Source organism: Arthrospira sp. PCC 9901, assembly GCF_059013425.1.
The window spans coordinates 5,523,486-5,550,448 of sequence record NZ_CP102296.1 but is presented as its reverse complement, the minus strand read 5'-3'; the positions used below and the strand labels follow the sequence as shown (position 1 = coordinate 5,550,448).

The following is a 26,963-nucleotide window of genomic DNA, read 5'->3' as shown; positions in this document are numbered from 1 at the left end:
AGATTATCATGCCCAAATTATCGCAGAAATCCGGTTTGTTGGTGGTGGCAGTGCTGGCGGTGGCTCTTGGTGTGGGGGGCTGTGGTCGGCTGTCGTCCGAGAATGTGGCGAAAAAAGCCCGGGAAGTCACGGTGATGGTCGATGGCTGTGCGGCGGGTTCGGGAATGATTTATCGCCGTCAGGGCAATACTTATTATGTGCTGATCGCTCATCATGTCGTCAGGAATGCTCAGGATACTTGTTTGATTATCACTCCTGACGGTATCCGCCATCGGGCTAATCGGGAAGTGACTGTCCCCCTGGCTGATGTGGATTTGGCGGTGTTGACTTTTACCAGCGAGAATGACTACAAGCTGGCGAGGTGGGGAAACTCTGACCGGGTGGTGGTAGGGCAAACGGTCTATGTAGCAGGCGCTCCGGTGGCTACTCAGGCGGTGCCTCGACGCACGGTGATTATCTCGGATGGGAAAATTATCGGGAAAGTCTCTCAGCCGAATGAGGGTTATAGCTTCATTTACAACAATAACACTCAACCAGGTATGAGCGGCGGGCCGGTATTCAATGACCGAGGACGAGTGATTGGGGTTCATGGTAGAGGCGAAAAAACTGGGCGGAATTTGGCGATTCCCATTGCCACATTTTTGGAGGGACCTCAATCGGCGATCGCACAAGGGGGGCAGATTGTTGAAAGTCCTCCTCAAATACAGGAGGCAGCAAACCTGCGCGGCGATTTCACCCTCCCCGCATTACAACAACAAGGAATGATCAAGCGACTGGGACAGGGAGGAGTAAGACAAGTAATTCCCCTCAACCAGGAGTTAATGGTGGTCATTGCAGGTGGTGGGGCAAGTTTATTTAATCTCGCCACTGGGGAAGCGGTCTGGGAAATTGATTGTCCGGCTTTGGGTGGGGCGGTCAGTGCAGATGGGCAGTTATTGGCATTGCGTAGCAACAAAGATATTTATCTATGGGATTTAAGCACTGGGCAGTTGTTGCGCCAACTCACCGGACATACAAGGGATGTGAGAAGCGTCAGCTTCAGTCCAGATGGTCAAACCCTGGCTTCTGGGAGTGGGGATAACACAGTGCGACTGTGGGATGTGGCTACCGGACGGGAACTGCGCCAACTCACCGGACATACAGACTGGGTGTGGAGCGTCAGCTTCAGTCCAGATGGTCAAACCCTGGCTTCTGGGAGTGGGGATAACACAGTGCGACTGTGGGATGTGGCTACCGGACGGGAACTGCGCCAACTCACCGGACATACAGAGAGTGTGTGGAGCGTCAGGTTGAGTCCAGATGGTCAAACCCTGGCTTCTGGGAGTTGGGATAAAACAGTGCGACTGTGGGATGTGGCTACCGGACGGGAACTGCGCCAACTCACCGGACATACAAACAGGGTGGAAAGCGTCAGCTTCAGTCCCGATGGTCAAACCCTCGCTTCTGGGAGTGATGATAACACAGTGCGACTGTGGGATGTGGCTACCGGACGGGAACTGCGCCAACTCACCGGACATACAAACAGGGTGGAAAGCGTCAGCTTCAGTCCCGATGGTCAAACCCTGGCTTCTGGGAGTGGGGATAACACAGTGCGACTGTGGGATGTGGCTACCGGACAGCCACTGCGCCAACTCACCGGACATACAAGCTGGGTGGAAAGCGTCAGCTTCAGTCCAGATGGTCAAACCCTGGCTTCTGGGAGTCATGATAACACAGTGCGACTGTGGGATGTGGCTACCGGACGGCCACTGCGCCAACTCACTGGACATACAGACTGGGTGTTAAGCGTCAGGTTCAGTCCAGATGGTCAAACCCTGGCTTCTGGGAGTTATGATAACACAGTGCGACTGTGGGATGTGGCTACCGGACAGCCACTGCGCCAACTCACCGGACATACAGACTGGGTGTTAAGCGTCAGGTTCAGTCCCGATGGTCAAACCTTGGCTTCTGGGAGTGATGATAACACAGTGCGACTGTGGGATGTGGCTACCGGACGGGAACTGCGCCAACTCACCGGACATACAAACAGTGTGAATAGCGTCAGGTTCAGTCCAGATGGTCAAACCCTGGCTTCTGGGAGTTGGGATAACACAGTGCGACTGTGGGATGTGGCTACCGGACGGGAACTGCGCCAACTCACCGGAGATACAAACTGGGTGAGAAGCGTCAGCTTCAGTCCAGATGGTCAAACCCTGGCTTCTGGGAGTTATGATAACATCGTGCGACTGTGGGATGTGGCTACCGGACGGGAACTGCGCCAACTCACCGGACATACAAGCAGTGTGAATAGCGTCAGCTTCAGTTCAGATGGTCAAACCCTGGCTTCTGGGAGTTGGGATAACACAGTGCGACTGTGGGATGTGGCTACCGGACGGGAACTGCGCCAACTCACCGGACATACAAGCACTGTGTATAGCGTCAGCTTCAGTCCTGATGGTCAAACCCTGGCTTCTGGGAGTGATGATGGGGTGGTGCGGTTGTGGAGGGTAGGGTTTTAGTGGAGTTGCTCGGGTTTCACCCAACATTTGTTGCTCGGGTTTCACCCAACAATGGTGGTGTTGGGTTCCGTACCTCCACCCAACCTACTTAACTATTGACGAAAAAATCAGCTAAAATGTGAGCCAACTATAGACACCGACTCAATGGTGTATTCCAGTTCAATAATTGAGAGGTCTAATTTTATGGTAACTACCCCTCAACCCACACAACCCACAAAGGTCATCTACCCTGATTCTGATGGAAATCCCATGGCTGAAAATACCCGCCAGTTTCGCTGGATTGTAGTCATTAAAGAGAATTTGGAGATTCTGTTTGATGATGATCCGAATGTGTTTATAGCGGGAGATTTGCTCTGGTATCCCATGGAAGGCAATAATAAACTGCGACAAGCACCTGATGCAATGGTGGTGTTCGGGCGACCAAAAGGCGATCGCGGTTCCTATAAACAATGGGAAGAAGGGAACATCCCTCCCCAAGTGGTGTTTGAAATTCTCTCCCCAGGAAATCGTCTCAAGGAGATGGTCAAAAAACAGCAGTTTTACGATCGCTATGGGGTGGAAGAATATTATATCTTTGACCCAGACCGTTTTGATTTTCATGGGTGGATACGCAATCAAACGGGTTCCCTGGAACTGATTGAGCAGGCGGAAAACTGGACGAGTCCCCGGTTAGGGATTCGCTTTGAACTGATTGAGGAGCAGTTCACCATCTATCGTCCTGATGGTCAGCGATTTCTCACCCCCACAGAGTTAGCCAAACTCGCCGAACAGCAGCGTCAGGAAGCCCAACAGCAGCGTCAGGAAGCCCAACAGCAGCGTCAGGAGGCTGAACAACAGCGTCAGGAAGCCGAACAACAGCGTCAGCGGGCGGAGTTAGCGGAAACGCGGCTGCGGGAATTGGAGGCTCGCTTACAGCAACTGGAAGGCGATCGCTCTTGGTAGGTTGGGTGAAACCCAACATTCGTAGGTTGGGTGAAACTCGGTGAAACCCAGCATAACCGAGAGATGGTGGTGTTGGGTTCCGTGACCTCCACCCAACCTACTTAAATAAGCGATCGCTCTTGGTAGCTCTTGGTAGGTTGGGTGAAACCCAACATTCGTAGGTTGGGTGAAACTCGGTGAAACCCAATATAACGGAGAGATGGTGGTGTTGGGTTCCGTACCTCCACCCAACCTACTTAACTGGAAGGCGATCGCTCTTGGTAGGTTGGGTGAAACCCAACATTCGTAGGTTGGGTGAAACTCGGTGAAACCCAGCATAACCGAGAGATGGTGGTGTTGGGTTCCGTGACCTCCACCCAACCTACTTAAATAAGCGATCGCTCTTGGTAGGTTGGGTGAAACCCAACATTCGTAGGTTGGGTGAAACTCGGTGAAACCCAATATAACGGAGAGATGGTGGTGTTGGGTTCCGTACCTCCACCCAACCTACTTAACTGGAAGGCGATCGCTCTTGGTAGGTTGGGTGAAACCCAACATTCGTAGGTTGGGTGAAACTCGGTGAAACCCAGCATAACCGAGAGATGGTGGTGTTGGGTTCCGTGACCTCCACCCAACCTACTTAAATAAGCGATCGCTCTTGGTAGGTTGGGTGAAACCCAACATTCGTAGGTTGGGTGAAACTCGGTGAAACCCAATATAACGGAGAGATGGTGGTGTTGGGTTCCGTACCTCCACCCAACCTACTTAACTGGAAGGCGATCGCTCTTGGTAGGTTGGGTGAAACCCAACATTCGTAGGTTGGGTGAAACTCGGTGAAACCCAATATAACGGAGAGATGGTGGTGTTGGGTTCCGTACCTCCACCCAACCTACTTAACTGGAAGGCGATCGCTCTTTGTTGCTCGGGTTTCACCCAACATTTGTAGGTGTGCTGAAACGAGGGTGAAACCCAACATAACTTAACTATGGTGGGGTTGTGTTTGGTTACCTCCACCCAACCTACTTAACTTAAGAGAGTGGTCAATCATTGGGGGGATACAGATCACCGACCAATTGAGCAGGTCTCTAACGTAATACATCGAGGAAGGCGAAAACCGCCGGAGGATGCAGACCATTACTAAGAATAGCCGCGCCGATCGCCCTTTCTAATGGTACTGGAAGCGATCGCACTTTCACCGACTTAGGAATAGGTAGCGCCGCCAACCGGGGCAGAATTGCGGCCCCTAAACCTTGAGCCACCATACTAACAATAGTAGAATCTTCCTTAATCTCATAGGCAATTTTTAGGGTCTGTCCCCACCTAGCCCAATGTTCTCGCACCGCCGAAGTACACTCAGCATAATTATACAATATAAAAGCATGAGACGACAACTCTTCCCAGGTTAAATTTTGGGGAATTGGTTGCTTAGAATTGGGCAATAACACCACATACTCATCTCGGGCAATTTCCCAAGTATCAAACTCTTCCGATCGCGGTAAAGGAACTAAACCAATATCCACCTGACCCGTCCGCAAAGCCTGTTCCACCCCCACCGGATCAGTCTCGGTAATTTTCACCTCTACATTAGGAAAACGACTGCGAAACTCAGCCACTTTCGACGGCAAAATATGGGTAGCCGCACTGCGAAAAGAAGCCACCCGCACCTTAGACCCCTGTAACCCCTTTTCCAAATTCACCTCGTGGTCGATAGTCTCCCGCAGTTCCAGGATTTTCTGGGCGTGACCTAGGACTTTTTCACCAATGGGGGTTAAATGCGCTCCAAAGCGCCCCCTACACAATAGGGGAATCCCTAACTCATTTTCTAAAGATGCGATCGCCCTACTCACCGAGGATTGGGAAATATTCAAATCCAGCGCCGCCTCAGAAAAGCTACCCTTGGCGACCACAGCAATTAACACCCGCACATGAAACAAATTCATAATAATTAACCGAACCTTGGGAAACCATCGCCATTAACAATCATCCATCCAGTTTACGCATGGAAATTATGCTTAATGAGTTTTGCATGATACCGAATCAGATCATTAAGCTATGGGAGAACTGAAAAATTTAATCGCTACTCTAATCATTTATGTTCGAGTTACTGCCCTTCCATAAGTTCCGTGATACCCCTAGCGTGCGTTTTTTTGATATCACCATCCCCAACTCTAATGCTAGGGATCTGGTTTTTCATGAAGGACCAGCCACCAGTCCCAACAACACGGAGGATGGCCACTGGCAGTTCTATCTACACCCCAACCAGGAAGATAACCTACTGGCTGTTTCCGGGGGTCGTACTTTCTATCTAGTTAATTTCGCTTGGGAATGTCCCTATCATATTGTCCGACTAGATGCTAATCGACACATTTTGCGGATTCCCCCAGGAACCTTCCATCGGTCAGTATCCGACCCCGAAGGTTCCCTAGTCTTGAATCAAGCTATCCGTACCCACAGGGCTACTGTCGAAAGCGAGTTCCGAGTATATAATAGCGCCGAAATTTCCCGCCTGTATAGAGTGACTTCTGATAAGGCTCGCCCACCCATCTTACACGGCTTTGAACGCCTCCGCGTCGCTTGATTAATCATCCATCATCTGGGGGAGAGTTCCCAACCATCCGGGACTCTCCCAGATTATGTTAACTTTTGTAACAAAAAGTTAAGAAATGTTACAAAAAATTTTTTTTGTGGGGGGTAGCTTGATTTTTGGATAAGTTTCTGCTACAATTTTAGATAATGGGAATAGTGAAAATTTTAGAAAAACTGGCTATAAACCAATTATATATTTTACTTACAGGATATCACAATTGAGCAGTGTTTGTCAACCCCCCAAAATATCCGGGGAGAGGGAGGCGTGATAGAATTAGTTATTGATTATTCATGATGGATTACTTCGAGTTAGAATGTGGTTTCATATTAATTCAGCCACCCCAAAGTGAGTAGAGATATATTTGCGATCGAAGCCCTAGGGCAAATTCCTAAAATTCTCACCTTGCTAGATCGGAACCCCCACAGTCCGACCTATGGATGTTTTGACCGAAACTTCTGGCATTATAAAATTATTGACTTCCCCAGTGGCATGGCCCAGGAGTTGGTCTGGCCCCTGGCTTTAGCCTACGAAGTCAATGTTCCCGATAATTCCTACTACCAACACCCCGCTATCAAGGAATGGGTACAAGCGGGGATAGCTTTTGCCGCCCGCAGCGCCCACGCAGACGGTTCTAGTGATGACTATTTCCCCTATGAAAGGGCGGCGGGGGCTTCTGCGTTCTCTTTGCTGGCTTGCGTGGAAAGTTATCGGCTATTGGGGTTAGTTGATTATGAGGCGCTGAGGTTTTTTGAACGACGGGCGAACTGGTTGGCTAACCACTACGAAAGTGGTCAACTGGCGAACCATGAAGCGTTAATTATCCTAGCCCTGGAAAGGTTGGGAAACCTGCTGCAAAGTTCTAAATGGCGGCGGATACAAGCGACGAGACTCGATCGCCTTTTAAGTTGGCAAACTGAAGAAGGATGGTTTCGGGAGTATGAGGGTTGCGACCCCGGATATCATACTCTCACCCTTTCCTGTTTGGCAGAATTTGACCGCCTTAAACCTGATGAACGGGTGAAAAATGCGATCGCCAAAGGTGTAGAATTAGCGTCCCATTTCATCCACCCTGATGGCACTTATGGCGGGGAATATGGCAGCCGCAACACTTATAATTTCTTTCCCCACGGTTTTGAGTTAGCGGGTAAATGGCTACCAGAAGCCCTGCGGATTAATGACCAGTTTTTACAGGGTCTAAAAAATGGCTTGATTCCCTGCTATGCTGATGATCATATTATTGGGCATCATGGCTGGAATTATTTGCTGGCTTGGCAAGATTTCGTGAGCGATCGACCTCAACCACTGCCCCGGGATGTCGCTAGTATTTGGTTACAAGAAGCCCAAATTTTAATCAAACGTCGTCCGGGAGTTGAGTTGTATATGGGATTAAATAAAGGCGGGGTTTTCAAGATATTTAGGAACAATAAATTAGTCATTTCAGACACTCAAATATCCTTGCAAATTCGCCAGGGCAAAAAGTTAAAAAATGCCGTCAGTCACCTAATCGGACCTTACCAGGTGACAGTGGGACAGGATGAAATCACTATCGAAGGACAGTTAGGATGGGCTAAACAAACCCAAATGTCACCCTTAAAATTAATCCTGTTGCGGGTAGTAATGTTAACTTTTGGGCGGTTTTTTCCCAACTTAATTCGGAAAATGCTGCAAAAAATGTTAATAACAGGCAAGCAGGATGCACCGTTTCACTTTCGGCGAAAATTACTCTGGCAAGATAATCAATGGCTGGTGACAGATGAAATTACCGCCTCTTCTTGGCAGGGTGTAATTAGTGCAGGAATTGGGGCTTCCCAAACCTCTATTTATGTGGTCATGAGTCGCACATTTCAACCGGGACAACTACAACCATGGTTAGATTTAACTGGGGAAATTAAGAAACTTACACCGGGTAAAACACTGAGGGTAGAACGCACTTTTTAGGGGGCTTTCTGTGATCAATTAATTATCGGGTGGGGCGGGTTTATTAATATTCGGGTGGGGATGGAGAATTGACGGCGGTGGGGCGGGTTTATTAATATTCGGGTGGGGATGGAGAATTGACGGCGGTGGGGCGGGTTTATTAATATTCGGGTGGGGATGGAGAATTGACGGCGGTGGGGCGGGTTTATTAATATTCGGGTGGGGATGGAGAATTGACGGCGGTGGGGCGGGTTTATTAATATTCGGGTGGGGATGGAGAATTGACGGCGGAACCCGCCCCTACAATTATTAATTATTAATTATTAATTATATCGTGCCATATAATCTTTTAAGTCTCTGGCGACTTGGGGACAGAGGAAATAAACCCCCAACAGGTTAGGGAATGCCATTCCCAATAACATTCCATCGCTAAAATCAATGACGGGACCAGGGGCGACTATGGCTCCCAGAAAAGTGGCCATTAGGAAGAGGATTTTATAGATAATTAAACCCTGCCCCCCGGTGAGATAATCCCAGCAGCGTTCACCATAATAACTCCAGGATATCATAGTAGAAAAAGCAAAGAAAAAAACAGCGATCGCCAAAATTATGGGGAACCAAGTAATGGAACTGCCAAAAGCGGCGGCGGTCAATTCTGCCCCGGCTCCGGTAGCGCGTAATTGCTCATATTCGGGATTATTATATACCCCAGTAATTACAATAACTAAAGCAGTCATATTACAAACTACAATAGTATCAATAAAAGGCTCTAAGAGGGCGACAATACCTTCTCGGATAGGTTCATCAGTGCGGGCGGCGGAATGAGCGATCGCGGCTGAACCTAACCCCGCTTCATTAGAAAAAGCCGACCGTCTAAACCCTTGAATAATCACGCCCAAAATACCGCCTTCAATCGCTTCTGGCTGAAAGGCTTGGGAAATAATTGTCCAAAAAGCACCAGGAATAGCGGTAAAATTGGTAAGTAAAATAAACAGAGATGCAGTTACATATAAAATACACATCAAAGGGACAATTGTACCAGCGACTTGACCAATGCGGCGGACTCCGCCAATAATGACCAAGCCGACTAATGTTGCTAAAACTGCTCCATATAACCAATTAGGTACAAAGGGAAACACCCGGGAAACCGCGCCAAAGGACTGGTTAGCTTGGAACATATTTGCACCACCCAAGGCGGCGAAAATACAGAAAAAGGAAAAAGCGATCGCCAAAACCCGTCCGAAAATCGGATAATTAATCCTTTTTAAACCTTCTGATAGATAGCGCATCGGGCCACCAGAAATAGTGCCATCTGGGTTAACGACGCGATATTTTTGACCGAGGGTACATTCAACAAACTTACTACTCATTCCCAAAAAGCCACCGACAGTCATCCAGAAGACCGCGCCGGGTCCTCCGACACTAACAGCAATAGCTACGCCGGCAATATTTCCTAAGCCGACAGTAGCGGACAGAGCAGTTGCTAAGGCTTGAAAATGGGAGACTTCCCCGGAATCATTAGGATCATCATATTTTCCCCGCACCACGTCTACAGCGTGTCGGAAGGCGCGGATATTGATAAATCCCATGCGGAAGGTAAAGAAAATTCCCCCAACAATTAGCCATAAAACAATTAGGGGAATTCCCATGTCAATCCCAAAGAGATATTTAAATAGATACCCGGTCCCTGCATCCCAGAATAGGACACCAAATATAACATTGTTGACAAACCAGGCGAAACCATCATTAATAGCCTCAAAGACTGTTTGGCTGCGGCTTTCATCCTGAGCCCAAGCGATGGTAGGAATCAACAAAAACAGTAGGGTATATAGCCAAACCCGTTTTTTAGTTATCCTCATAAATGGTAATGGTTCACAAGACTGGGATGGATACTGAGAGAGTTTTGGGAAGTGAGGGAACAGACCGGAGGGGACTCCTGGGTGGGAACTGTTAACTAGCTTGGGAGTCTTTATCTGAAATTTTGTTAGCGATCGCCTGTCCAAATCCTAATACAATCAGGATATTGGATAGAGTCAAAAACAACTCAGCCCCCCCATGTAGCCAATCAATATTAGCTAAAGATTCGCTGTAGGCGACCTGAGCATAAATAGCGGCGGGAATGGTGACCGCCACAAATACCAAAGTTCCGTAAAATCCGATCAGGGCTAGTAGTGGGGTTATTCCTGAACGGGTAAGGAACCAGAGGAAACCGAGATAAGGAAACAAAGACAGAACAAATAGAGTATCTTTAGAGAACATGGTTAGTAGTTTTTAAGTTTCAAGTGATTTGGAAGTTCGCCAAAGCCACCAGGCGGCAATACACAAGGTAAAATTACCTGTAACGGTCATAGCAGCTTGTAGGGTTACCAGCCATTCTAGGTTTGGGGAGTTATCAAAATAATGCCAGGTACAAGCACACATAGCACTGATCAAGGCTGGTAACATAGCATAAGATAAACCCCACCAGGCTCGATTTTCGGTAATTACGCCGTAACTCCAGATTAGCAAAATGGCAACTATCCATTCAATCACGCTAGAAATATGAATGAGCCAGGTGGGAATTGATAAAGCGTGCATAAGCAAATTGTAAATGAATTTCCCAAATTGTCGATAATCATCCTAAGTTTACAGGTAACAGAGAAATGAGTGTGCATCCGATTAAAGATACGATCGCTCTGAATGAGACCCAACTTAATACATTAAGCAGAACCCTGAGATTATCTGAGGGACAGTTTACTCTGTTGTTGGTGCGTTGTAACTATACCAATTTGCGATCGTCAATGGTACAACAACTGCGGCAGAAATTTCCTTTACCCATTCGCGAGTTATATCTTCAGCCATCAATACAGAACTTGTATGGTGCTATTCAAGGGGAATTAGGTCAGGGGGAAGAACCAGCGGCGCTTATGGTCTACGGCTTGGAGTCTGTGAACAGTCTTGATGAAGTCTTAGACGCGACCAATTTTGCGAGGGAGTCTTTTCGGAACTTGGAATTTCCCCTAGTGTTATGGGTTGATGACAAAACCTGGCAAAGAATGAACCGCCGCGCTCAGGATTTTACCAGTTGGGCGACTACTTATGAATTTGTCTTAGGAACTCAAGAGTTATTGGAATTTTTGGAGGCTAAAACCCAAAGGGTCTTTGGGGAAGTTCAGAAATTTGGGTCGCTGCAATTTGTCCCCAATACCAAGATTTTGGGGACGGGTTCTCGGTCAGAAATAGAGTTGGCTTATCAAGACTTAAAACAAAGATTAACTAAGTTACCCACCGAATTGGAAGGGAGTTTACAATTCTTATTTGCTCGTTATTGTTATGCAAAATATGACATAAATTTAGCTATCCAAAAGTATCAGAAAAGTCTGAATTTGTGGCGGAAAAGTTCCCATAAACCTCCTAATCTTCACCCTGATTTAACTCATTTGGAATGGCAAGGATTGATATTATTTCATATAGGATTATGCGAAATTTATCAAGCTGATCAAAATCGTTATGGTACAGGTAAAAAAGAATGGGAACGAGCCAAACAACATCTACAGCAATCTGTTCAAAGGTTTGAAATTGCTCAACGCCAGGATTTAGTGGCTAAGTTTATTAATAAATTAGGGGAGGTTCTCAGTCAATTAGAACAGTGGGATGAGTTATGGGAATTGGCGATCGCCTCTCGGAAACTCCATCAATCTCCTGGTGAATTCAATCAGATTTTATTGGCTCAGGATTATGGATTTTTAGCAGAAGTTTCTCTGCATCGTTCTCAGTGGAATTATAGTAAAGAATTGGCTGAGGTGGCTTTAGATGTATTGATGCGGGCTAATGTTTCGGAGGCGATCGACTCTTCAATTTGTAATCAGCATCAGGGTCGTTTTCTGTGGCTATTAGCTGAATCTTTAGAAAAATTGAGTCAGCCGACTGTGGCAATTCAAAAATTAGAATGGGCGAAAAAAGCGACGATCGCCCAATATAATCCCCGGTTATATCTGGCTATTTTAGAGACTTTAAAGAGGCTATATTTTGACCTGGGAAATTACCGAGAATCTTTTGAGATTAAGGGAGAATATCGCCGCAAATCTAGCACTTTTGGCTATACGGCATTTATTGGCGCTGGTCGCTTGCAGATTCGCGAACGAGCCATTAATCTTAGTTTAACAGATGCTGATTATGGCTATTGTGCGGATGAAATCCAGACTTCTGGACGGGAAAAAGATATCGAAAATCTCCTGGCTCGCATGGCGAGTCCTCAGCATAAACTCACGGTTATTTATGGGCAATCAGGAGTTGGTAAAAGTTCCTTATTACGAGCAGGTTTAGTTCCTTCTCTGCAAGTTAAGCCTATCGAAGCGCGTCAAGTAGTACCTGTGGTTATTCGCAACTATAAGGCTTATATCAGAGAACTAGATCGGCAACTATCTGGTCTTCAAGAATCAGAAATAGAACCAGAAACCGATGTTGGGTTTCACCCAACCTACCTGGCTGCAAAGGCTGTTAATAGCGGTTATCCTGAATTAACTAAAGCTGACGAAGGGGAGCAAAAATTTCTGATTAACCACATTTTAGAAACCTTGACACACCATTCAGTTAATCATCGGTTAACTGTGCTAATATTTGACCAATTTGAGGAGTTATTTTTTGTTTTAAATAAAAGCGATCGCCAGATATTTTTTCAATTATTACAGCAAGTTTTTAAAATCCCCTTTGTCAAAGTTATCTTATCCCTGCGAGAAGATTATCTGCATCATTTATTAGAGGCTTCTCGTCTGACTAACTTCGAGGAAATTGGCAACGATATTTTAAGTAAAGATATCCTATTTTATGTAGGCAACTTTAGCCGGGAAGAAGCATATAATGTGATTAAGAGTCTGACAGATAGTTCCCGGTTTTATTTAGAAGATGCTCTAATTAAAGCATTAGTCAATGATTTATCCACCGAATTAGAAGAAGTGCGACCCATTGAAATGCAAGTAGTGGGAGCGCAACTGCAAACCGAAAATATCACCACATTAGCAGAATATCAAAAACGCGGACCCATGCAAAAGCTGGTCGAACGTTTTTTGGAAGTGACCATAAAAGACTGTGGCGCGGAAAATGAGACGATCGCCAGACTAATGCTATACCTATTAACAGATGAAAATGACACCCGACCCCTAAGAACCCGTGCGGAACTTTCCGAAGAATTAAAAGACCGACTTAAATTATCATCAGTTACCGTTGAACTCGACTTGATTTTAGATATCTTTGAACAATCAGGCTTAGTGTTCCGAGTAGTAGAATATGATAGCGAATTTTATCAACTTGTCCATGATTATCTCGCGGGTTTTATTCGTCAACAACATCGCTTAGATCGCGATGCGGAGTTTGAACAACTCCAAGAAGAAAATGAGCAGATGCGACGGGAAAGAGAGTTAAATCAACGACTACAAGAAGCTCAAGCCAAACAACATGAAGCGGAGGAAAAATTAAAGCGACAACGCAGAAACTGGAGGATGATTGGCGCGGGGGTCTGTCTTTTTGTGTTGGCTATTGGCGTTTGGGAAGTGCAAAAATGGCAGCGCAATTCTGCCGATCGCCTCGCTGCGTTAAAATCCGTAGAACGCGCCTTGAGACTATCTGACCAAAACAATCAAATCGAAATTTTACTAACAACTTTAAGACTCAGTAAAGACATTGAAGAAACCAACCCCACCGAACAACAAAAACTTGAGGTAACATCTGGTTTACGGGAAGTTATATCTAATATTCAAGAAAAAAACCGCCTACAGGGACATACTAGCAGTGTTCTGGGGGTGGCGGTTAGTCCTGATGGGAATTTAATTGCTACAGCCAGTAATGATCATACGGCTAAGGTCTGGCGTATTGATGGTTTATGGTTACAGGACTTACCCCATCAAAATAGTGTCACCAGTATTAGCTTTAGTGAAGATAGTAAATTTCTGGGGACTACTACCGCCGATAATCAAGTCACAATTTGGGTCTGGGATGAACAACAAGAAAAATTCCAATATCTGCATAACTTAGTAGGTCATGAAGCCTTAGTTACCCGTGTTAAATTTAGTCCCCAAGGAGATTTAATCGCTACCTCTAGTAATGACAATACTATTCGCCTGTGGCGACCTGATGGGACGATGATTCGTGTCTTAGAAGGTCACACCGATAGAGTGTTAGATGTAGAGTTTAATTCCGATGGAGAAAAATTAGCTAGTGCGGGTAAAGATAAAACTGTCCGACTCTGGAACCGCGAAGGAGACCTCTTAGCCACTTTGACCGGACACTGTGAAGGTATTGCTTCGGACTCTTTTGATTACTGCAATATTCATGATGTCAGTTTTAACCCCAAAAATGATAACATTCTGGTTTCCGGTAGTAGCGATCGCACTCTCAAAATTTGGGATTTGGAACAACAACGGGAAATCCGCACCCTAAAAGGACATAATGAGGAAGTTTTGACAGTCTTATTTAGTCCAGACGGGGAAGTAATTGCTAGTGGAAGTCGTGATGATACGGTGAAAATTTGGGGGTTCCCAGATGGGAGTTTATTAAATACTTTAGTAGGTCATCAAAATGATGTCTGGTCTGTAGCATTTACCCCTGATAGTAAGACGATTGTTTCCGCTAGTGCAGATACTAGCGTTAAACTCTGGAGTCGCAGCTATACACCAGAGGCGAAAAGGGTAATTCCAGCCAGTGATGCAGCTATTTGGAGCCTCAGCTTTACTCCCGACAGCCTGGGAATAGCTACAGCGGGTAATGATAGCTTAGTCAAAATGTGGGATCTTAACCAAGATGATCAGACCGCTTTATCCTGGGAACTAGAAGGTTTAGGACAGCCTAGGGATCTCAATTGGGTTACTGTCAGTCCTCAAAAAGATCAGCCTCTGGTCGCCACGGGAGGCGCGGATAATACTATCAAATTATGGACTACCGATGGTGAAGCGATCGCCACTCTCACCGGTCACACTGAACCAGTCAACGCCATTGCATTTAATCCTAATCAAAATATCTTGGCTTCCGCTAGTTCTGATAAAAACGTGATGATCTGGGATGACGATGGTCAATTAATTCAAACTCTGAGAATTCCCGCTTTTCCTAATGATGGTATTGTCAGCGATATCAAGTTTAACGCTGATGGTACTATCTTGGCGGTAGCTATCGGTAATGAAATGGCTATCAGGGCAACCGATGAACTCTATGGGGTGGTATTATGGCGTAAACAAGGAGATAGTTGGATTTCCTATCCCAGTATCCCCTATAATGAAAGTGTTAATAGTATCGCTTTTTCTCCTGAATTGGGAACACTGGCGATCGCATCTGGTAAAAATGTTAAACTATGGTCTCGTAATGGTACTCCTAGACCTGATTCTTGTCCCATGACTGCTTTGGCTACGGTTCGCAGTCTCAGCTTTAGTCCTGATGGTCAAATTTTAGCTACCGCCAGTGATGATAAAAAAATCCGATTATGGGCGGTTAAACGCGATCGCGATAAACTCTGGCCTGCTGATGGTTGTCATGGCATTGACAGCGTAATTGAACCCATTACTACCATTAATCATAATGTCTTTGTTAACCGCATTGCTTTTAGTCCTGATGGTCAAACTTTAGCGATCGCCAAAGACAATGGTAAATTAATCTTATGGAGTATGGATAACCTCAGTCTTGATAGTTTGATTAGTCGCAGTTGCACCTGGTTACATAATTATCTACAAACTAATCAAAATGTGCTACCCTCCGATCAGAAACTCTGTAACTTGACTTACCCCCAAATTACCCGCCGCTAAACTACCTCAATCTGTATGTTAACTTTTGTAACAAAAAGTTAAGAAATGTAAAAATTTTTTTGAGAGGGGATTGCTTTTTTGCTTGACTTCGGTTACAATTTTATATAATGGGAATCTAGACATTTTTTTATTTTAAGACAAATTTCCATTATGAAACCATACATTAATATCTTAGCATTAGTTTCCGGTGCTTGTCAACCCTCAGACCCAGGGCGGGCCGCAAAAAATTTTTTTTGTTTAGGAAATCCTAGAGTTTTACAGCCTGTTTAAAATCCTCCCTAAACCCGTGAGGCGGAACCCCAACCATTAACGCAGAATCATTGCGGATATGGAGTTCAACGTCCCGTTTTCTAGTGGTAAATAATGCCGATTGTGGGAGGTGGCGGGGGGTGAGAAAGTGAATATTTTGGTTAGATGAACCACGCCAGCCTTGGTTATCATTGAGGGAGGCGATATATTGTCCGTCAATGATAACATCAATTAATTCTAGTAGGGGGATGATATCGGCTTTGGTGCGAATTTCGTCCAGGGTAAATCCTGTATAACATATAATCGAAATATCCCGATGGTTTCGCAGGTGTTGAAACAGTTTTGTTAAAGCGATCGCCTGTAGCATAGGTTCGCCGCCAGAAACAGTGATACCGTCTAAATTTGGCTGAGATAAAATCAGATTTCCCAGTTTTTCCGGGTCAATTAATGTCGCTTGAGTTTGGGGTATCCACTCCGGGGAAATGCAGCCGGGACAGTTAAAGCTGCAACCTTGTACCCAGATGACAAAGCGGTTGCCGGGGCCGAGGGTGCGGGTGTGGGGGCAAATTTCAGCAATGTTTAAGAGAGTCATGAGGAAAAGTTAAGGGTGAGTTTTTGGTGTTTTTCGGCGTGGTGTTTTTGCAGGGTCGCCAATTGGCGATCGAGGTCTTCCAGTTGGGTTTTTATTTGTGCTAAAATCGGGTCAATTTCTCTGTGGTTGACCGGGAAATATTGGCAAAGTTGACGATCGCGATCGTAATGGTGGCTGAGGTCGTCCCGAATAGTGACGGCTTGTTTTTGGTATTGGTTACAGTCAGCGATCGCTTTTTTCAGTTCACCTTGTAGGCGGTCAAATTCCGCTTTTTCTTGTTGCAATTCTGCCAGGGTATCTGATAAAATATGGTTGAGTTTATCCCGTTCCGTTTGGGTAAGTGTTATCAATTCCGTGGCGATTTCCTTCGTCTCGATTTCCCGTTGATTTTGGCATCCTCGCAGTCTTTGAATTTCCGCTTCTAGGCGGGTTTGCTGTGCCGTGAGTTGGTCCTGTTGCTGTTGGAGGGTTTCCAGTTCTTGATATTGGGGTTGGAGGGTTTGCGATCGCTTTTCGATGTCTTGGCGTAGTTGGTCTAGGTCGGTATTTTGTAGTTCGGTTTCTATATGGTTTAATTGAGTCGCGAGGCTGTTTAATCGTGCCAATTCTGCCGCCGCCTCTTTTAACTTATTTTCCTGACTAAAAAGCTGATTAGCTGCCGCCAACAGTTCCGAAGTTTCTCCAGATATTTCCGCTAATTTGTGGGAGTTATTTTCCAGCTTTTCCGTCAGCTTGGGGGGGATATTTAGGGTGGAAAAATGGGGCTTCCAGGTATCCAGCAGAGAGAGTTGTTGGCTGAGTGTTTGGGAGAGAGCGATCGCCCAAGCGTCCAGAGTATCCGGGTCCGAATTAGCCAGGTTTTCCAACACTTCTGGGGGGTAGAGATTTCCCCATAATTCTAGGGCGATTTGCACCAGTTTAAAAGGTAGTTCAATATGATCATAATCCAACACATCCTGATCCGGCAATCTCTGGGCAATTTTAATTAAGGCTGCGATTTGTTCTTCCATAGTCAAGCATTCTCATAACTTGGGCGGTAGGCGAGTCCAGAAACTGATCAATTTTGCCAACCATTACCCCAAAGGGGAGGGAGACTTAAATCTGGCTGGGGTGAGACTCAAACAACCCCGTTGGCGGACGACCATAAAGTTAAGTAATTTTACGGTGTTCTATTTCCCCGAAAACCATTATACTACACAATAGGAATTAAAATCAACCATTACTAACAAAATAGGAGCCATCAATGAGTGGTGAAAAACGACGGTATATTCAGGTTGAGGATCAGGAGTTGCGGCGACTGCGGGAACAGGAGTCCAGGCTGCGATCGCTACAACAGGATCTCCCGGAAAGGTTAAACGCCGTTCAACAGCAAGCCCAGCGGGAGTTTCAGCAACGTCTCGCCCCCCTGGAACAGCGAACCCAACGCCAGCAACAAGAAATTAGCGGACTGCGAACCGGAATTAAAGACTTGGAAACCCAGACCAACCTACGACTACAAAATCAGCGGCGGGAATTTCAGCAGAGTATCCGAGAGTCGGAGTATCGTCAACAACAGCAATTACAACAGGAAGTCGGACGGCTAGAGTCTTCTATGCGGGAGGGCTTTACTCAGCAGCGACGGGAATATTTAGGATTGTTAAATAGTCAACGCCAGGAGTATCTGAATTTATTTGAACAACAGGACCAAAAATTTAGTCACCTGATAGCTGAGGAGCGACAAGCCAGACAACAAGGACAACAAATCCTTCAGCAACAGATTAATCAAGTAGTTGATAATTTGGAGGCAGAAAGTCAGCGGAAACAACAGTTAGCAGTTGATTATTTTGCCGATGTTGACCAGGTTTGGAAACAGATTGATCGCGATTATCAACACCAACGTTTTGCACCGGGTAAATTAGCCGATTTACGTCGGGATTTAGACCTGGCAAATAGCAATATTCAAGCGGGGGTTTTTGAAGCAGCGATCGCCACCTGTCAGCAAACCTATCTCAAACTAGGAGACCTGCGGCTGGAACTGGAACAAAAACAGCAGGAATGGCTATTTTATTATCAGGCGAGTTTAACTGATTTACGCAGTTTAATTACCGAGGTACAAACTCACCGGGAATGTGAAGTAGAAGTCGGACAGGGAAGTGATGCGGAAACCTTCAAATGTGAGGTTGACTACTGGACAAATGGGCGATTAAGCGAGTATGAAAACCAACTCAATCAGTTAGAATCGCAACTGGTGGAAGGGGAAGCAACCCTCACCACCGAACAGATTAAAAATATCGGCGAAAATATTAATCAATTGCAGCCTATTTTAGGGGAAATTATCGAACAGGCGAAACTCTCGATTTTAGGCTCTCAATTGCGGGTAGAAATTGCCGATCGCATTATCGAAACTCTCGAGAATATCGGTTATAGCCTGATTGATGATACCTACGAGGGAGAAGACCAACGCAACGCCTTTGTAGTTAAGGTGAAAAATGTGGCTGGGGATGAGGTCGTCACCGTGATTAGTCCTGAGTCAGAATTTGGGGCTAATTCGGTTTCAATTAATAGTTTTAGTGCGACTTTAATCGACGAACAAGCTACCAGCCAAAATGCAGAAGCGATTTTTCATATCTTGAATGAAGCTGGGGTTCAAGGTGTGGGTGATATAGAATGTAAAGAACAGGCGAACAGTCAATATCAGGATATTGATGCAGTCAAAACGCGAGTCAAAAAGCCATCTGTTCAGTCACCCCAGCCGAAACCTTCTGTTTCTTAACTCTCCATTTCTGACCCCTTCTCTCAAGGGTGGGGAGGGGTTAGAATAGATGTCATAATAATAGTATCAAATTATGGTTGAACGAATTACCGAGCAATTGAATCTCCAAACAGGCGATCGCTTTCTGGTTTTGTACGGAACCAATAGCGGAGATGGCTTTTGTACTGACGATTTATTATTGTCAGATATCGAACAGGTTTTGCATCGCTATTTACTAACCCAAGGATTTAATCGTATCGTGTTCTATTCGGGAGTGAATAAGCTGTATTTTCTCGATTCTCAATCACTCCAAAACGCCAGGGAACAGCCGACAACCTCGCCGCCACCTTCCCCGTCCGAAATGCGACCAAAAAGCGGCGGTCCTTTGGGGAAACGCCGTGGCTTATTGAGACGAGAAACCCCTCCCGAACCGGAACCCCAACCCTCAGCAAATCGCCGTCCTGTGATGTCTGATATTCCATGTATCGGCTATTTTGAACACTTCATGAAAGATACCCGCTATCAAAGTGCGATTATCTTTTCTGACGTGGAGGATTTGCGGATGTTTGAAAACCCCCGAGAACTGTTTGGGCGGATGGTCACTTGGGGAAGACTCCCCCCGACCAACCGCAATTTATGTGTGTTTATTTCCCACCATCATAGTTTACAACAGTTTCAAGATTTTTGCAACCATACAGGCTTTACTTATTTGGGAAATTGGCTGCAAAACATGAGCGATCGCCAATTTAATTTAGTGCGGGTGTCTACCCCCACCGAACCCGAGTTAGAAAGTCTGTGGGATTATTTTAGACTGGTTCACCAAAAACCGATAAATTGGAGCGATCGCCGCCGTTTAATCTCCGCTATGGCTGCCGAAAATCAACCCCTAAAGACATGGTATCATCGCTTTAATTCTGTCGCGGAATTATCCTTAAAAGTCGCCAAACAAAACCAGTGGTTATCGGGGGATGTCAGCGATATACCCGCCTTAAAACGCTTACATAACTTGGTAGGTTTACAGAATGTTAAAACCGCCATCAACCAAAAAATCCTGTCATTATCCAAAGCTCAACAACGGCAACAACAAGGCATCAACACCGACCCCCCTAGACTGCATTTAGTATTCAAAGGAAACCCCGGAACCGGGAAAACCACCGTCGCGAGATTAATGGGGGAAATTTATCGAGATTTAGGGTTATTGCGGCGGGGTCATGTAGTAGAAATTGGCGGGCGAGATTTGGTGGCGGGATATGTGGGACACACCGCAATTTTAACTAATAAAACAGTTGATCGCGCTTTAAATGGGGTATTGTTTATTGATGAGGCTTATACCCTCACTGAAGGGGGCGAAAATGACTGGGCAAGGGAGGCGATTAATACCCTGTTAAAACGCATGGAAGATGAACGGGGAAGGCTGGCGGTAATTGTAGCCGGATACCCCGAACTTATGGATAATTTTATCACATCTAACCCAGGTTTACAAAGTCGTTTTGCCACAGAAATTATTTTCGATGATTATCAACCCTCGGAATTATTAACCATTTTCCGTCAACAGGTACAACGGGTTAAAAGTGCGATCGCTCCCGATTTAGAACCGCGTCTGGAGAACTTGTTCACCCAGATTTATGATAACCGAGACCGCAATTTTGGCAACGCCAGAGAGGTGGAAAAGTTATTTAATCAAATAGATGATTGTCACAGCGATCGCGTAATGAAACAGGGTTTAAATCCCCTGACCGAACCCTTAAAAGTGGAGGATTTACCGCCACCCTATCGGGAACTCTCCCAACGGGGAACCGCCGACGCAGAGAACCTAGAAAAACTCCTCGCCGAATTAGAAAACTTGACCGGGTTAGACTCCGTTAAACAGGATATCAAACAATTAATTAACACCCAAGCCGCCAATCAAAAATTAGCCAGTTTAGGGATGTTAGCCAGTAATGAAATCGAAACCCGTCATTTATTATTTACTGGAAATCCCGGCACCGGAAAAACCACCGTCGCTCGTTTAATTGGCAAAATTTATCGAGCCTTGGGACTGTTAAAAAAGGGTCAATTTGTGGAAGCAGACCGCACCAAATTAGTCGGACAATATGTCGGACATACCGCCGAAAAAACCGCCCAGGTGATTGAATCCGCCGTGGATGGGGTATTATTTATTGATGAAGCCTACTCGTTATCTCGTGGGGGAGATAGCCGAGATTTTGGACAGGAGGCGATCGATACTTTGGTTCCCATGATGGAAAATTATCGCGATCGCCTGGTGGTAATTTTAGCGGGATATTCGCGGGAAATGGCAGAGTTTCTCGACAGCAACTCCGGCTTAAAATCTCGCATTGCCAAAAAAATCGATTTTCCCGATTATAACGGTGCCGAAATGCACAGTATTTTTCTGGGAATGTGTCGGGAAAGCGGGCGAATTTGTCCCGATGATGTATCCACGCGGGTCAGGTCAATTATGGATTTTGCCTATCAAAATAGGGGTCCAAATTTTGGCAATGGTCGCGATGTCCGCAATTTTTATGAACGGATGGTCAACAACTTAAAAAATCGCATCGTCCGGGACAACTTAAACGGGGAGGATATGATCACATTTACCTGTGAGGATATCTCCAGTTGGGAGTAGCGTTAATGAAATGTCAACACCATTGACCTACGAAGGAGTAGGGTGCGTTAATGAAATGTAACGCACCGTTGACCATTACAATGTTAATGAAATGTCAACACCGTTTATGCTCTCAATTGGCTGGCTACGAAGGAGGAATATTATATGATAATAACATCATCCCCAAAATTGACATTTGCTGATTTTTTAGAACAGTATCCCGACGGTTCAGGGAGGTATGAATTAGTTAATGGAGAATTGGTGAAAGTGGAACCAACCCGCGCCCATAAAAATATCGCTCGGTTTTTGGTTCGTCGTTTTGACCGGGAAAGTGAACGGCTGAATTTAGACTATATTATCGATAAAGATATCATCGTCAAAACCGTGACCCAGGAGGGGGAAGAAAGGGGGCGAAATCCTGATGTGGCGGTAGTGAAAGCTGAGGTTTGGAATCGCCACGTGCGGACTTATGGAGCCTTGACCGAACCCATTGAATTAGCCGTCGAGGTAGTTTCCACCAACTGGGAGGATGATTATATTGACAAGCGGGAGGAGTATCAGCGGTTGGGAATTGCAGAATATTGGATTGTGGATTATTTAGCGATCGCATCTCGTGCATTTTTAGGCAATCCCAAGCAGCCGCAGATTTTGGTTTATCGGTTGGTTGAAGGCGAGTATCAACTCCGGTCATTTTCCCGGAGCGATCGCATTTTTTCCCCCACTTTCCCAGAGTTGGAATTAACCGTCGATGAAGTATTGACAGCGAGTGGCATTCGTGAGTTATAATATAGAAAATCATATCATACCCGCCCCGCATTAGATTCTTCCAAGAACCCCAAAATAATGCGGTTTTCAGGAATGCCTTTTTCAATCAAATCTTGAGTAATTCCCGCTTCCATCCCATCATATTCAATCACAACTTTTCCTTCACGCAAAACAATATAGATGAGATTTCCTCGGACTCGTCTACCTCGATCCCAACCCACTTGCATCAGTGCATAATGTTCTTGTTGATCATCAAATACCGTATCCAATCGAATCTCGCCATGAGATGGACGCAGTTGTGCATATTCACAGATAACTTGTTTGACAATTTCGCGATCGTGAGTTATGGTATCCATTGTTTAACCTCCGCTTTTGTCACATCAACTACTAAGAGATTTAAAGGCAGTTTCTTAATCACCAGTTTACCAATTGTTTCACTGAAGATTGTCTCATATATGAGATCCGTAACACCCAGATAAATATGCCGTTCCGGATCTACTTCATTCAGTAATAGCCTATATAAACTATACTGTCCGATCGCTTGTTCTAAATCGGCGATCGCCGATAGTCCTCTAAATTCTTTGATTTCAATGGCAATACGGGTGCGATCGCGTCTGGCACCAATAATAGATCCTTTTGGCTGGGTCGGAAAATGCGATCGCCTCACACCCAGATCTACAAATAAAAATCGCTCACCGTAGGAAATAACATAAGGATCATCTGTAATTTCCCAACCATCTTTGATTATAGCTTGTTTGATAATATTATGAGTTGTATCTCTTCGAGGCATAATACCCTAATAGCTTGATGAACAGTCAAGCCAGTTAATTTTCAGTTTGAGTTGCTGTCAATTATTATAGCACCAATCCAGTCTTTCCCGGAGCGATCGCATTTTTTCACCCACTTTCCCAGAGTTGGAATTAACGGTCGATGAAGTATTGACAGCGAGTGGCATTCGCGAGTTATAATAGATCGAATAATGCCACCCACTATAGCTATACTTGTGATGAGTGTCACCATTCCACGGTTTCTACGTCTTATCGGGGTTGAGAATCATGGCGAAATGTCCTGTTTGTGAAACGGAATATACACCAAATGAGGTGGAAACCTGTTCCGTGTGTGGTTATGACCTGACACCCTATCCCCCTGTGATTGGTGGGATACCCTCCGGGTTTTTGGAGAAGGAGAAAAAACGCATTGCGGCAGCCAAGCGGGTTTGGCAATTGTCTCAGTCTCAGGTAGAATAGGCACAGTTGATGGTCTCTCAGTTACAGTCTTACGGAGATGAAATGACTCAGCCAATTGACGGTTTGACCCAATCTCAATCACGCCTAGAATCCCAGAGAAAAACGATCGCATCTCAACTCCAATCCCAGAGAAAAGCGATCGCATCTCAACTCCAATCCCAGAGAAAAGCGATCGCATCTCAACTAGAATCGCAGGTCAAAGCGATCGCATCTCAACTAGAATCGCAGGTCAAAGCGATCGCATCTCAACTAGAATCCCAGAGAAAAGCGATCGCATCTCAACTAGAATCGCAGGTCAAAGCGATCGCATCTCAATCCCAATCACTATCAAGGATAGAATTGCAGATAGAAGCGATCGCATCTCAACTAGAATCCCAATCGTCACAGATAGCAGCGATCGCATCTCAACTCGAGTCGATAACTGAAGCCGTGGCAGATACTCCCATCCTGTCTTCTTCTGGTTTTGATTATACCGAACTCGACAGATTATTGAAATCAGGTGAGTGGAAAGCAGCCGACCAAGAAACGACTAAGATGATGTTAGCGGTGGCGGGACAAACCCAACGGGGATATTTAGACGACGATGATATCAAAAACTTTCCCTGCGAGGATTTGCGAATCATCGATGGTCTTTGGGTCAAACACAGTAACGGACGCTTCGGGTTTAGTGTCCAGAAGGAAATTTACATCAATTGTGAAGGTAAGCCTGATGGACGCATTCCAGGTGATACAACAATCAAGGAACAGTTTTATGACAAGATAGGCTGGCTTAGGGATGGTTCGGTGATATCGTGGATGAATTGCACGTTTTCCCTTGCCGCACCAAGGGGTCATCTCCCCCGTCTGGGTCATCTCCCCCGTCTTTTTGAAGTTCGTATATTATTCTTATCTCGCGCGGAGACTTGTAAGCTTTAGTCCCGTAGGGTGCGTTAATCAAATGTAACGCACCGTTGACCATTACAATGTTAATCAAATGTCAACACCACTCCTACTCTCCATTGGCGGTGGGTTACGCACTCAACCCACCCTACGAAGGAGTAGGGTGCGTTAATGAAATGTAACGCACCGTTGACCATTCAAATGTTAATCAAATGTCAACACCACTCCTACTCTCCACTGGCGGTGGGTTACGCACTCAACCCACCCTACTGGACCGTTTCGGCTAATTTGCTGCTTTAGTATGCTCCACAAACAGTGACGCTCAAAAACTATCAGGCGATCGCCGAAAACGGACAGCACAAAACAGGCGATCGCGTCAAAAGGACGACACCAAACGGGCGATCGCCGAAAACGGACAGCACAAAACAGGCGATCGCGTCAAAAGGACGACACCAAACGGGCGATCGCCGAAAACGGACAGCACAAAACAGGCGATCGCGTCAAAAGGACGACACCAAACGGGCGATCGCCGAAAACGGACAGCAAGAAACAGGCGATCGCTCCCAACTAACTCTCAGAAAGTGTGGGGGAATTCTGGAGGTCAAGCCATTTCAAAAACCGGATAAAGATGTTTTAATTTGAGGCGGGCATCGCCGGTGGCAAATTTCCAGATTACCCGAGATGCGGTCTGATTTCGCTCTTTTTGCCAGGCTTCTATCTCCCGGTGCAGCGCTTCTTTGGTGGCGATCCTTCGGGCCAAACATTGCTTGGATCAAATACTCAGTTCAATTTCGGCGACATTTAACCAACTGCCATTCCGGGGTGTATGATAAATTTCCAGCCGCCGGGCCAAACGATGGGCTTCGGGAGCCGGAAAAGCCTCATAAAGTGAGGCGATGTTATGGGTATTCAGATTGTCACACACCAGCTTGACTTTTCGAGCATGAGGATAGTCTTCATCTAAAAGTTGACGCACTTCCTCAGCCCAATCTACCCTCGTCCGAGAGTCTCGGTTGCTGACCCGTCGCCAGCCCCGATTGGGATCGAAAAACATGAACAAAGCTTGCACCCCTTCACGGGTATAGTGATAGTCCTCTTTTTTGTCATGTCCGGGTTTCATGGCGACCGCCTCATAGAGATGTCCTCGGAGTTGGATTGAGGCTTCATCCATATTGATTAAAGGCTCCTCTTCACTGTGGACGCTACTGTAGAGGTCGAGAACGACTTCCATTTGAGCCACAAATCTGGCTAAATCTCGTTCGGGAATACAGAATCGTTGGGTTTTCCAAGGTCGCAATTGGTTTTTTTTAGAGTCCGCCACACGGTCGTACAGGAAATTTCGGTGACAATTTGCCGTTTTTTGAGTTCGGATGTTAACAGTCTGAGCGTCCACTGAGCTCTCCCAGATGGGGGGTCCGAACAACACAGGGCAATAATTTGAGCCTCGGTGGCTCCATCTACTTTGGGTGGAGTCGGTGGAGTTTTTCTCGGTTGCCGATTGAGAGCCACTTGTTCCCCTTTTTGAAGGAATCTTTGGCGAATCCGCCCCACTGTATTCTGATGGACTTGTAAAGCTTCTGCTATTTGTTGGTCTGTCCATTTTCTCGGAGCCATTTCTCCTTCATCAGACATCAGCAAAATACGAGCGTGTAGGATTTTTTTGGCGGGTGCATGACCATTTCGACTGATTTGTTCCAGATTTTCTCTCTGTTCGACCGTTAGATAGACTTGATCTCGCCGACCTCTTCCCATAATTGCAGTCCTCCGTCCTCGGTATCTATTACCCTATTTTAGCCGAAACAGTCCAGTAGGTAGAGTGATGATATTAACACCTACCCAATATCTATTAATCAACAAATAACTCAGTCGCTACCACGTCAATAGAACCGTCTGTAGGGTCTAAAACATCATCACTAGGGATTGACATGGAGACACTGATAAGACCTGTAGCCATGTTACGCGTGTAGCTTGTGATAACGGTTGCACCATTGGGATTATTTGCTGCGATAGATTGCATACGCTGGGTTTGCTCGATAAGTTCAAGTAGTTGATTTTCCATCGTGGTAGCATTTAGCAATTTGGGAGCGGCCATAGTTTTATTTTTACTCAATTCAATATTTAGACTATAGCAGTATATTCGCTGATTGGGTGGCTTGTGTTTAATGAGTGAAATGCTACATCTATGTAGCTTCTTTTATCTTAAATA

The 26,963-nt window shown here is 45.7% G+C and carries 23 protein-coding genes and 1 pseudogene; 11 read left to right on the top strand and 13 right to left on the bottom strand.

The window, feature by feature from the left end; all coding sequences use genetic code 11:
• The first annotated feature begins 8 nt into the window (after positions 1-8).
• Both NLZ44_RS24485 and NLZ44_RS24480 read left to right on the top strand, forming a co-directional pair.
• Positions 9-2,498: a WD40 domain-containing protein gene (locus NLZ44_RS24485; protein ID WP_493751469.1), complete on the top strand. Its 2,490-nt coding sequence runs from the start codon at positions 9-11 to the stop codon at positions 2,496-2,498.
• A gap of 183 nt (positions 2,499-2,681) precedes the next feature.
• On the top strand, positions 2,682-3,440 hold the full coding sequence (locus NLZ44_RS24480) for a Uma2 family endonuclease (RefSeq protein WP_493751468.1): 759 nt from the start codon (positions 2,682-2,684) through the stop codon (positions 3,438-3,440).
• Here the strand turns inward: NLZ44_RS24480 and NLZ44_RS24475 are convergent.
• From NLZ44_RS24475 to NLZ44_RS24460, 4 genes are all read right to left on the bottom strand, one after another.
• Complete coding sequence (locus NLZ44_RS24475) at positions 3,408-3,758, bottom strand: hypothetical protein (protein ID WP_493751467.1); 351 nt, start codon at positions 3,756-3,758, stop codon at positions 3,408-3,410. The genes NLZ44_RS24480 and NLZ44_RS24475 overlap by 33 nt on opposite strands.
• Positions 3,759-3,805: 47 nt before the next feature.
• Entirely contained in the window at positions 3,806-4,135 is a 330-nt protein-coding gene (locus NLZ44_RS24470) for a hypothetical protein (RefSeq protein WP_493751466.1), read from the bottom strand.
• A 49-nt stretch (positions 4,136-4,184) separates the two neighbouring features.
• Positions 4,185-4,352, bottom strand: coding sequence for a hypothetical protein (locus tag NLZ44_RS24465; RefSeq protein WP_493751465.1), 168 nt, complete (start codon positions 4,350-4,352; stop codon positions 4,185-4,187).
• Between the two features lie 152 nt (positions 4,353-4,504).
• The gene (locus NLZ44_RS24460) at positions 4,505-5,359 is read right to left on the bottom strand and encodes a LysR family transcriptional regulator (RefSeq protein ID WP_493751464.1); all 855 of its coding nucleotides are present in this window, start codon (positions 5,357-5,359) and stop codon (positions 4,505-4,507) included.
• 152 nt (positions 5,360-5,511) lie between these two features.
• On the opposite strand from NLZ44_RS24460, the gene NLZ44_RS24455 reads away from it, so the two are divergent.
• Together NLZ44_RS24455 and NLZ44_RS24450 are read left to right on the top strand one after the other, a co-directional pair.
• Positions 5,512-5,997: a hypothetical protein gene (locus NLZ44_RS24455; protein WP_006624821.1), complete on the top strand. Its 486-nt coding sequence runs from the start codon at positions 5,512-5,514 to the stop codon at positions 5,995-5,997.
• Between the two features lie 354 nt (positions 5,998-6,351).
• Positions 6,352-7,944, top strand: a complete 1,593-nt coding sequence (locus tag NLZ44_RS24450) for a hypothetical protein (RefSeq protein WP_493751463.1) — start codon at positions 6,352-6,354, stop codon at positions 7,942-7,944.
• A 302-nt stretch (positions 7,945-8,246) separates the two neighbouring features.
• Here NLZ44_RS24450 and NLZ44_RS24445 read toward each other — a convergent pair whose 3' ends face one another.
• The 3 genes from NLZ44_RS24445 to NLZ44_RS24435 form a co-directional block, all read right to left on the bottom strand.
• Positions 8,247-9,782, bottom strand: a complete 1,536-nt coding sequence (locus tag NLZ44_RS24445) for an alanine/glycine:cation symporter family protein (protein WP_493751462.1) — start codon at positions 9,780-9,782, stop codon at positions 8,247-8,249.
• Between the two features lie 91 nt (positions 9,783-9,873).
• A complete protein-coding gene (locus tag NLZ44_RS24440; RefSeq protein WP_006668178.1) occupies positions 9,874-10,182 on the bottom strand; it encodes a DUF3593 domain-containing protein in 309 nt (102 codons plus the stop codon).
• 12 nt (positions 10,183-10,194) lie between these two features.
• Positions 10,195-10,500 carry a DUF2499 domain-containing protein gene (locus NLZ44_RS24435; RefSeq protein ID WP_006668179.1) on the bottom strand — a complete coding sequence of 102 codons (306 nt, stop codon included), beginning with the start codon at positions 10,498-10,500 and terminating at the stop codon, positions 10,195-10,197.
• Positions 10,501-10,565: 65 nt separating this feature from the next.
• Between NLZ44_RS24435 and NLZ44_RS24430 the strand changes: the two genes are divergently transcribed.
• Entirely contained in the window at positions 10,566-15,689 is a 5,124-nt protein-coding gene (locus NLZ44_RS24430) for an nSTAND1 domain-containing NTPase (RefSeq protein WP_493751461.1), read from the top strand.
• Positions 15,690-15,936: 247 nt separating this feature from the next.
• Here NLZ44_RS24430 and NLZ44_RS24425 read toward each other — a convergent pair whose 3' ends face one another.
• Positions 15,937-16,530 (bottom strand): 4Fe-4S single cluster domain-containing protein, encoded by a 594-nt coding sequence (locus NLZ44_RS24425; RefSeq protein ID WP_315640730.1) that lies wholly within the window; start codon positions 16,528-16,530, stop codon positions 15,937-15,939.
• The gene (locus NLZ44_RS24420; protein WP_493751460.1) at positions 16,527-17,540 is read right to left on the bottom strand and encodes a hypothetical protein; all 1,014 of its coding nucleotides are present in this window, start codon (positions 17,538-17,540) and stop codon (positions 16,527-16,529) included. The genes NLZ44_RS24425 and NLZ44_RS24420 overlap by 4 nt, the downstream gene beginning before the upstream one ends.
• A 233-nt stretch (positions 17,541-17,773) precedes the next feature.
• On the opposite strand from NLZ44_RS24420, the gene NLZ44_RS24415 reads away from it, so the two are divergent.
• The 3 genes from NLZ44_RS24415 to NLZ44_RS24405 all read left to right on the top strand — a co-directional run bounded on the left by NLZ44_RS24415 (position 17,774) and on the right by NLZ44_RS24405 (position 22,652).
• The gene (locus NLZ44_RS24415) at positions 17,774-19,282 is read left to right on the top strand and encodes a hypothetical protein (RefSeq protein WP_493751459.1); all 1,509 of its coding nucleotides are present in this window, start codon (positions 17,774-17,776) and stop codon (positions 19,280-19,282) included.
• Positions 19,283-19,355: 73 nt separating this feature from the next.
• Positions 19,356-21,887 carry an AAA family ATPase gene (locus tag NLZ44_RS24410; protein ID WP_493751458.1) on the top strand — a complete coding sequence of 844 codons (2,532 nt, stop codon included), beginning with the start codon at positions 19,356-19,358 and terminating at the stop codon, positions 21,885-21,887.
• Positions 21,888-22,031: 144 nt separating this feature from the next.
• On the top strand, positions 22,032-22,652 hold the full coding sequence (locus tag NLZ44_RS24405; protein ID WP_493751457.1) for a Uma2 family endonuclease: 621 nt from the start codon (positions 22,032-22,034) through the stop codon (positions 22,650-22,652).
• A 14-nt stretch (positions 22,653-22,666) separates the two neighbouring features.
• On the opposite strand, the gene NLZ44_RS24400 is transcribed toward NLZ44_RS24405, so the two are convergent.
• Together NLZ44_RS24400 and NLZ44_RS24395 are read right to left on the bottom strand one after the other, a co-directional pair.
• Entirely contained in the window at positions 22,667-22,987 is a 321-nt protein-coding gene (locus NLZ44_RS24400; protein ID WP_008053753.1) for a XisI protein, read from the bottom strand.
• The gene (locus NLZ44_RS24395; protein WP_008053751.1) at positions 22,975-23,421 is read right to left on the bottom strand and encodes a XisH family protein; all 447 of its coding nucleotides are present in this window, start codon (positions 23,419-23,421) and stop codon (positions 22,975-22,977) included. Before NLZ44_RS24395 ends, NLZ44_RS24400 begins: the two co-directional genes overlap by 13 nt.
• A 265-nt stretch (positions 23,422-23,686) precedes the next feature.
• On the opposite strand from NLZ44_RS24395, the gene NLZ44_RS24390 reads away from it, so the two are divergent.
• From NLZ44_RS24390 to NLZ44_RS24380, 3 genes are all read left to right on the top strand, one after another.
• Positions 23,687-23,878: a hypothetical protein gene (locus NLZ44_RS24390; protein ID WP_008053242.1), complete on the top strand. Its 192-nt coding sequence runs from the start codon at positions 23,687-23,689 to the stop codon at positions 23,876-23,878.
• 9 nt (positions 23,879-23,887) lie between these two features.
• Entirely contained in the window at positions 23,888-24,793 is a 906-nt protein-coding gene (locus NLZ44_RS24385; RefSeq protein ID WP_493751456.1) for a GUN4 domain-containing protein, read from the top strand.
• A 279-nt stretch (positions 24,794-25,072) separates the two neighbouring features.
• Positions 25,073-25,399 carry a hypothetical protein gene (locus NLZ44_RS24380; RefSeq protein WP_493751085.1) on the top strand — a complete coding sequence of 109 codons (327 nt, stop codon included), beginning with the start codon at positions 25,073-25,075 and terminating at the stop codon, positions 25,397-25,399.
• On the opposite strand, the pseudogene NLZ44_RS24375 reads toward NLZ44_RS24380, so the two are convergent.
• Both NLZ44_RS24375 and NLZ44_RS24370 read right to left on the bottom strand, forming a co-directional pair.
• Positions 25,359-26,509 (bottom strand): annotated as a pseudogene (locus tag NLZ44_RS24375) (IS630 family transposase). The gene NLZ44_RS24380 and the pseudogene NLZ44_RS24375 overlap by 41 nt on opposite strands.
• A gap of 94 nt (positions 26,510-26,603) precedes the next feature.
• Entirely contained in the window at positions 26,604-26,849 is a 246-nt protein-coding gene (locus NLZ44_RS24370; RefSeq protein WP_493751455.1) for a hypothetical protein, read from the bottom strand.
• Positions 26,850-26,963 lie beyond the last annotated feature (114 nt).

Bases quoted from the DNA above. Each gene is read 5' to 3' on its own strand.
- NLZ44_RS24485 (WP_493751469.1), top strand. From the start codon at position 9: ATGCCCAAATTATCGCAGAAATCCGGTTTGTTGGTGGTGGCAGTGCTG.
- NLZ44_RS24480 (WP_493751468.1), top strand. From the start codon at position 2,682: ATGGTAACTACCCCTCAACCCACACAACCCACAAAGGTCATCTACCCT.
- NLZ44_RS24475 (WP_493751467.1), bottom strand. From the start codon at position 3,758: ATGCTGGGTTTCACCGAGTTTCACCCAACCTACGAATGTTGGGTTTCA.
- NLZ44_RS24460 (WP_493751464.1), bottom strand. From the start codon at position 5,359: ATGAATTTGTTTCATGTGCGGGTGTTAATTGCTGTGGTCGCCAAGGGT.
- NLZ44_RS24455 (WP_006624821.1), top strand. From the start codon at position 5,512: ATGTTCGAGTTACTGCCCTTCCATAAGTTCCGTGATACCCCTAGCGTG.
- NLZ44_RS24445 (WP_493751462.1), bottom strand. From the start codon at position 9,782: ATGAGGATAACTAAAAAACGGGTTTGGCTATATACCCTACTGTTTTTG.
- NLZ44_RS24440 (WP_006668178.1), bottom strand. From the start codon at position 10,182: ATGTTCTCTAAAGATACTCTATTTGTTCTGTCTTTGTTTCCTTATCTC.
- NLZ44_RS24435 (WP_006668179.1), bottom strand. From the start codon at position 10,500: ATGCACGCTTTATCAATTCCCACCTGGCTCATTCATATTTCTAGCGTG.
- NLZ44_RS24430 (WP_493751461.1), top strand. From the start codon at position 10,566: ATGAGTGTGCATCCGATTAAAGATACGATCGCTCTGAATGAGACCCAA.
- NLZ44_RS24425 (WP_315640730.1), bottom strand. From the start codon at position 16,530: ATGACTCTCTTAAACATTGCTGAAATTTGCCCCCACACCCGCACCCTC.
- NLZ44_RS24420 (WP_493751460.1), bottom strand. From the start codon at position 17,540: ATGGAAGAACAAATCGCAGCCTTAATTAAAATTGCCCAGAGATTGCCG.
- NLZ44_RS24415 (WP_493751459.1), top strand. From the start codon at position 17,774: ATGAGTGGTGAAAAACGACGGTATATTCAGGTTGAGGATCAGGAGTTG.
- NLZ44_RS24410 (WP_493751458.1), top strand. From the start codon at position 19,356: ATGGTTGAACGAATTACCGAGCAATTGAATCTCCAAACAGGCGATCGC.
- NLZ44_RS24405 (WP_493751457.1), top strand. From the start codon at position 22,032: ATGATAATAACATCATCCCCAAAATTGACATTTGCTGATTTTTTAGAA.
- NLZ44_RS24400 (WP_008053753.1), bottom strand. From the start codon at position 22,987: ATGGATACCATAACTCACGATCGCGAAATTGTCAAACAAGTTATCTGT.
- NLZ44_RS24395 (WP_008053751.1), bottom strand. From the start codon at position 23,421: ATGCCTCGAAGAGATACAACTCATAATATTATCAAACAAGCTATAATC.
- NLZ44_RS24390 (WP_008053242.1), top strand. From the start codon at position 23,687: ATGGCGAAATGTCCTGTTTGTGAAACGGAATATACACCAAATGAGGTG.
- NLZ44_RS24385 (WP_493751456.1), top strand. From the start codon at position 23,888: ATGGTCTCTCAGTTACAGTCTTACGGAGATGAAATGACTCAGCCAATT.
- NLZ44_RS24370 (WP_493751455.1), bottom strand. From the start codon at position 26,849: ATGGCCGCTCCCAAATTGCTAAATGCTACCACGATGGAAAATCAACTA.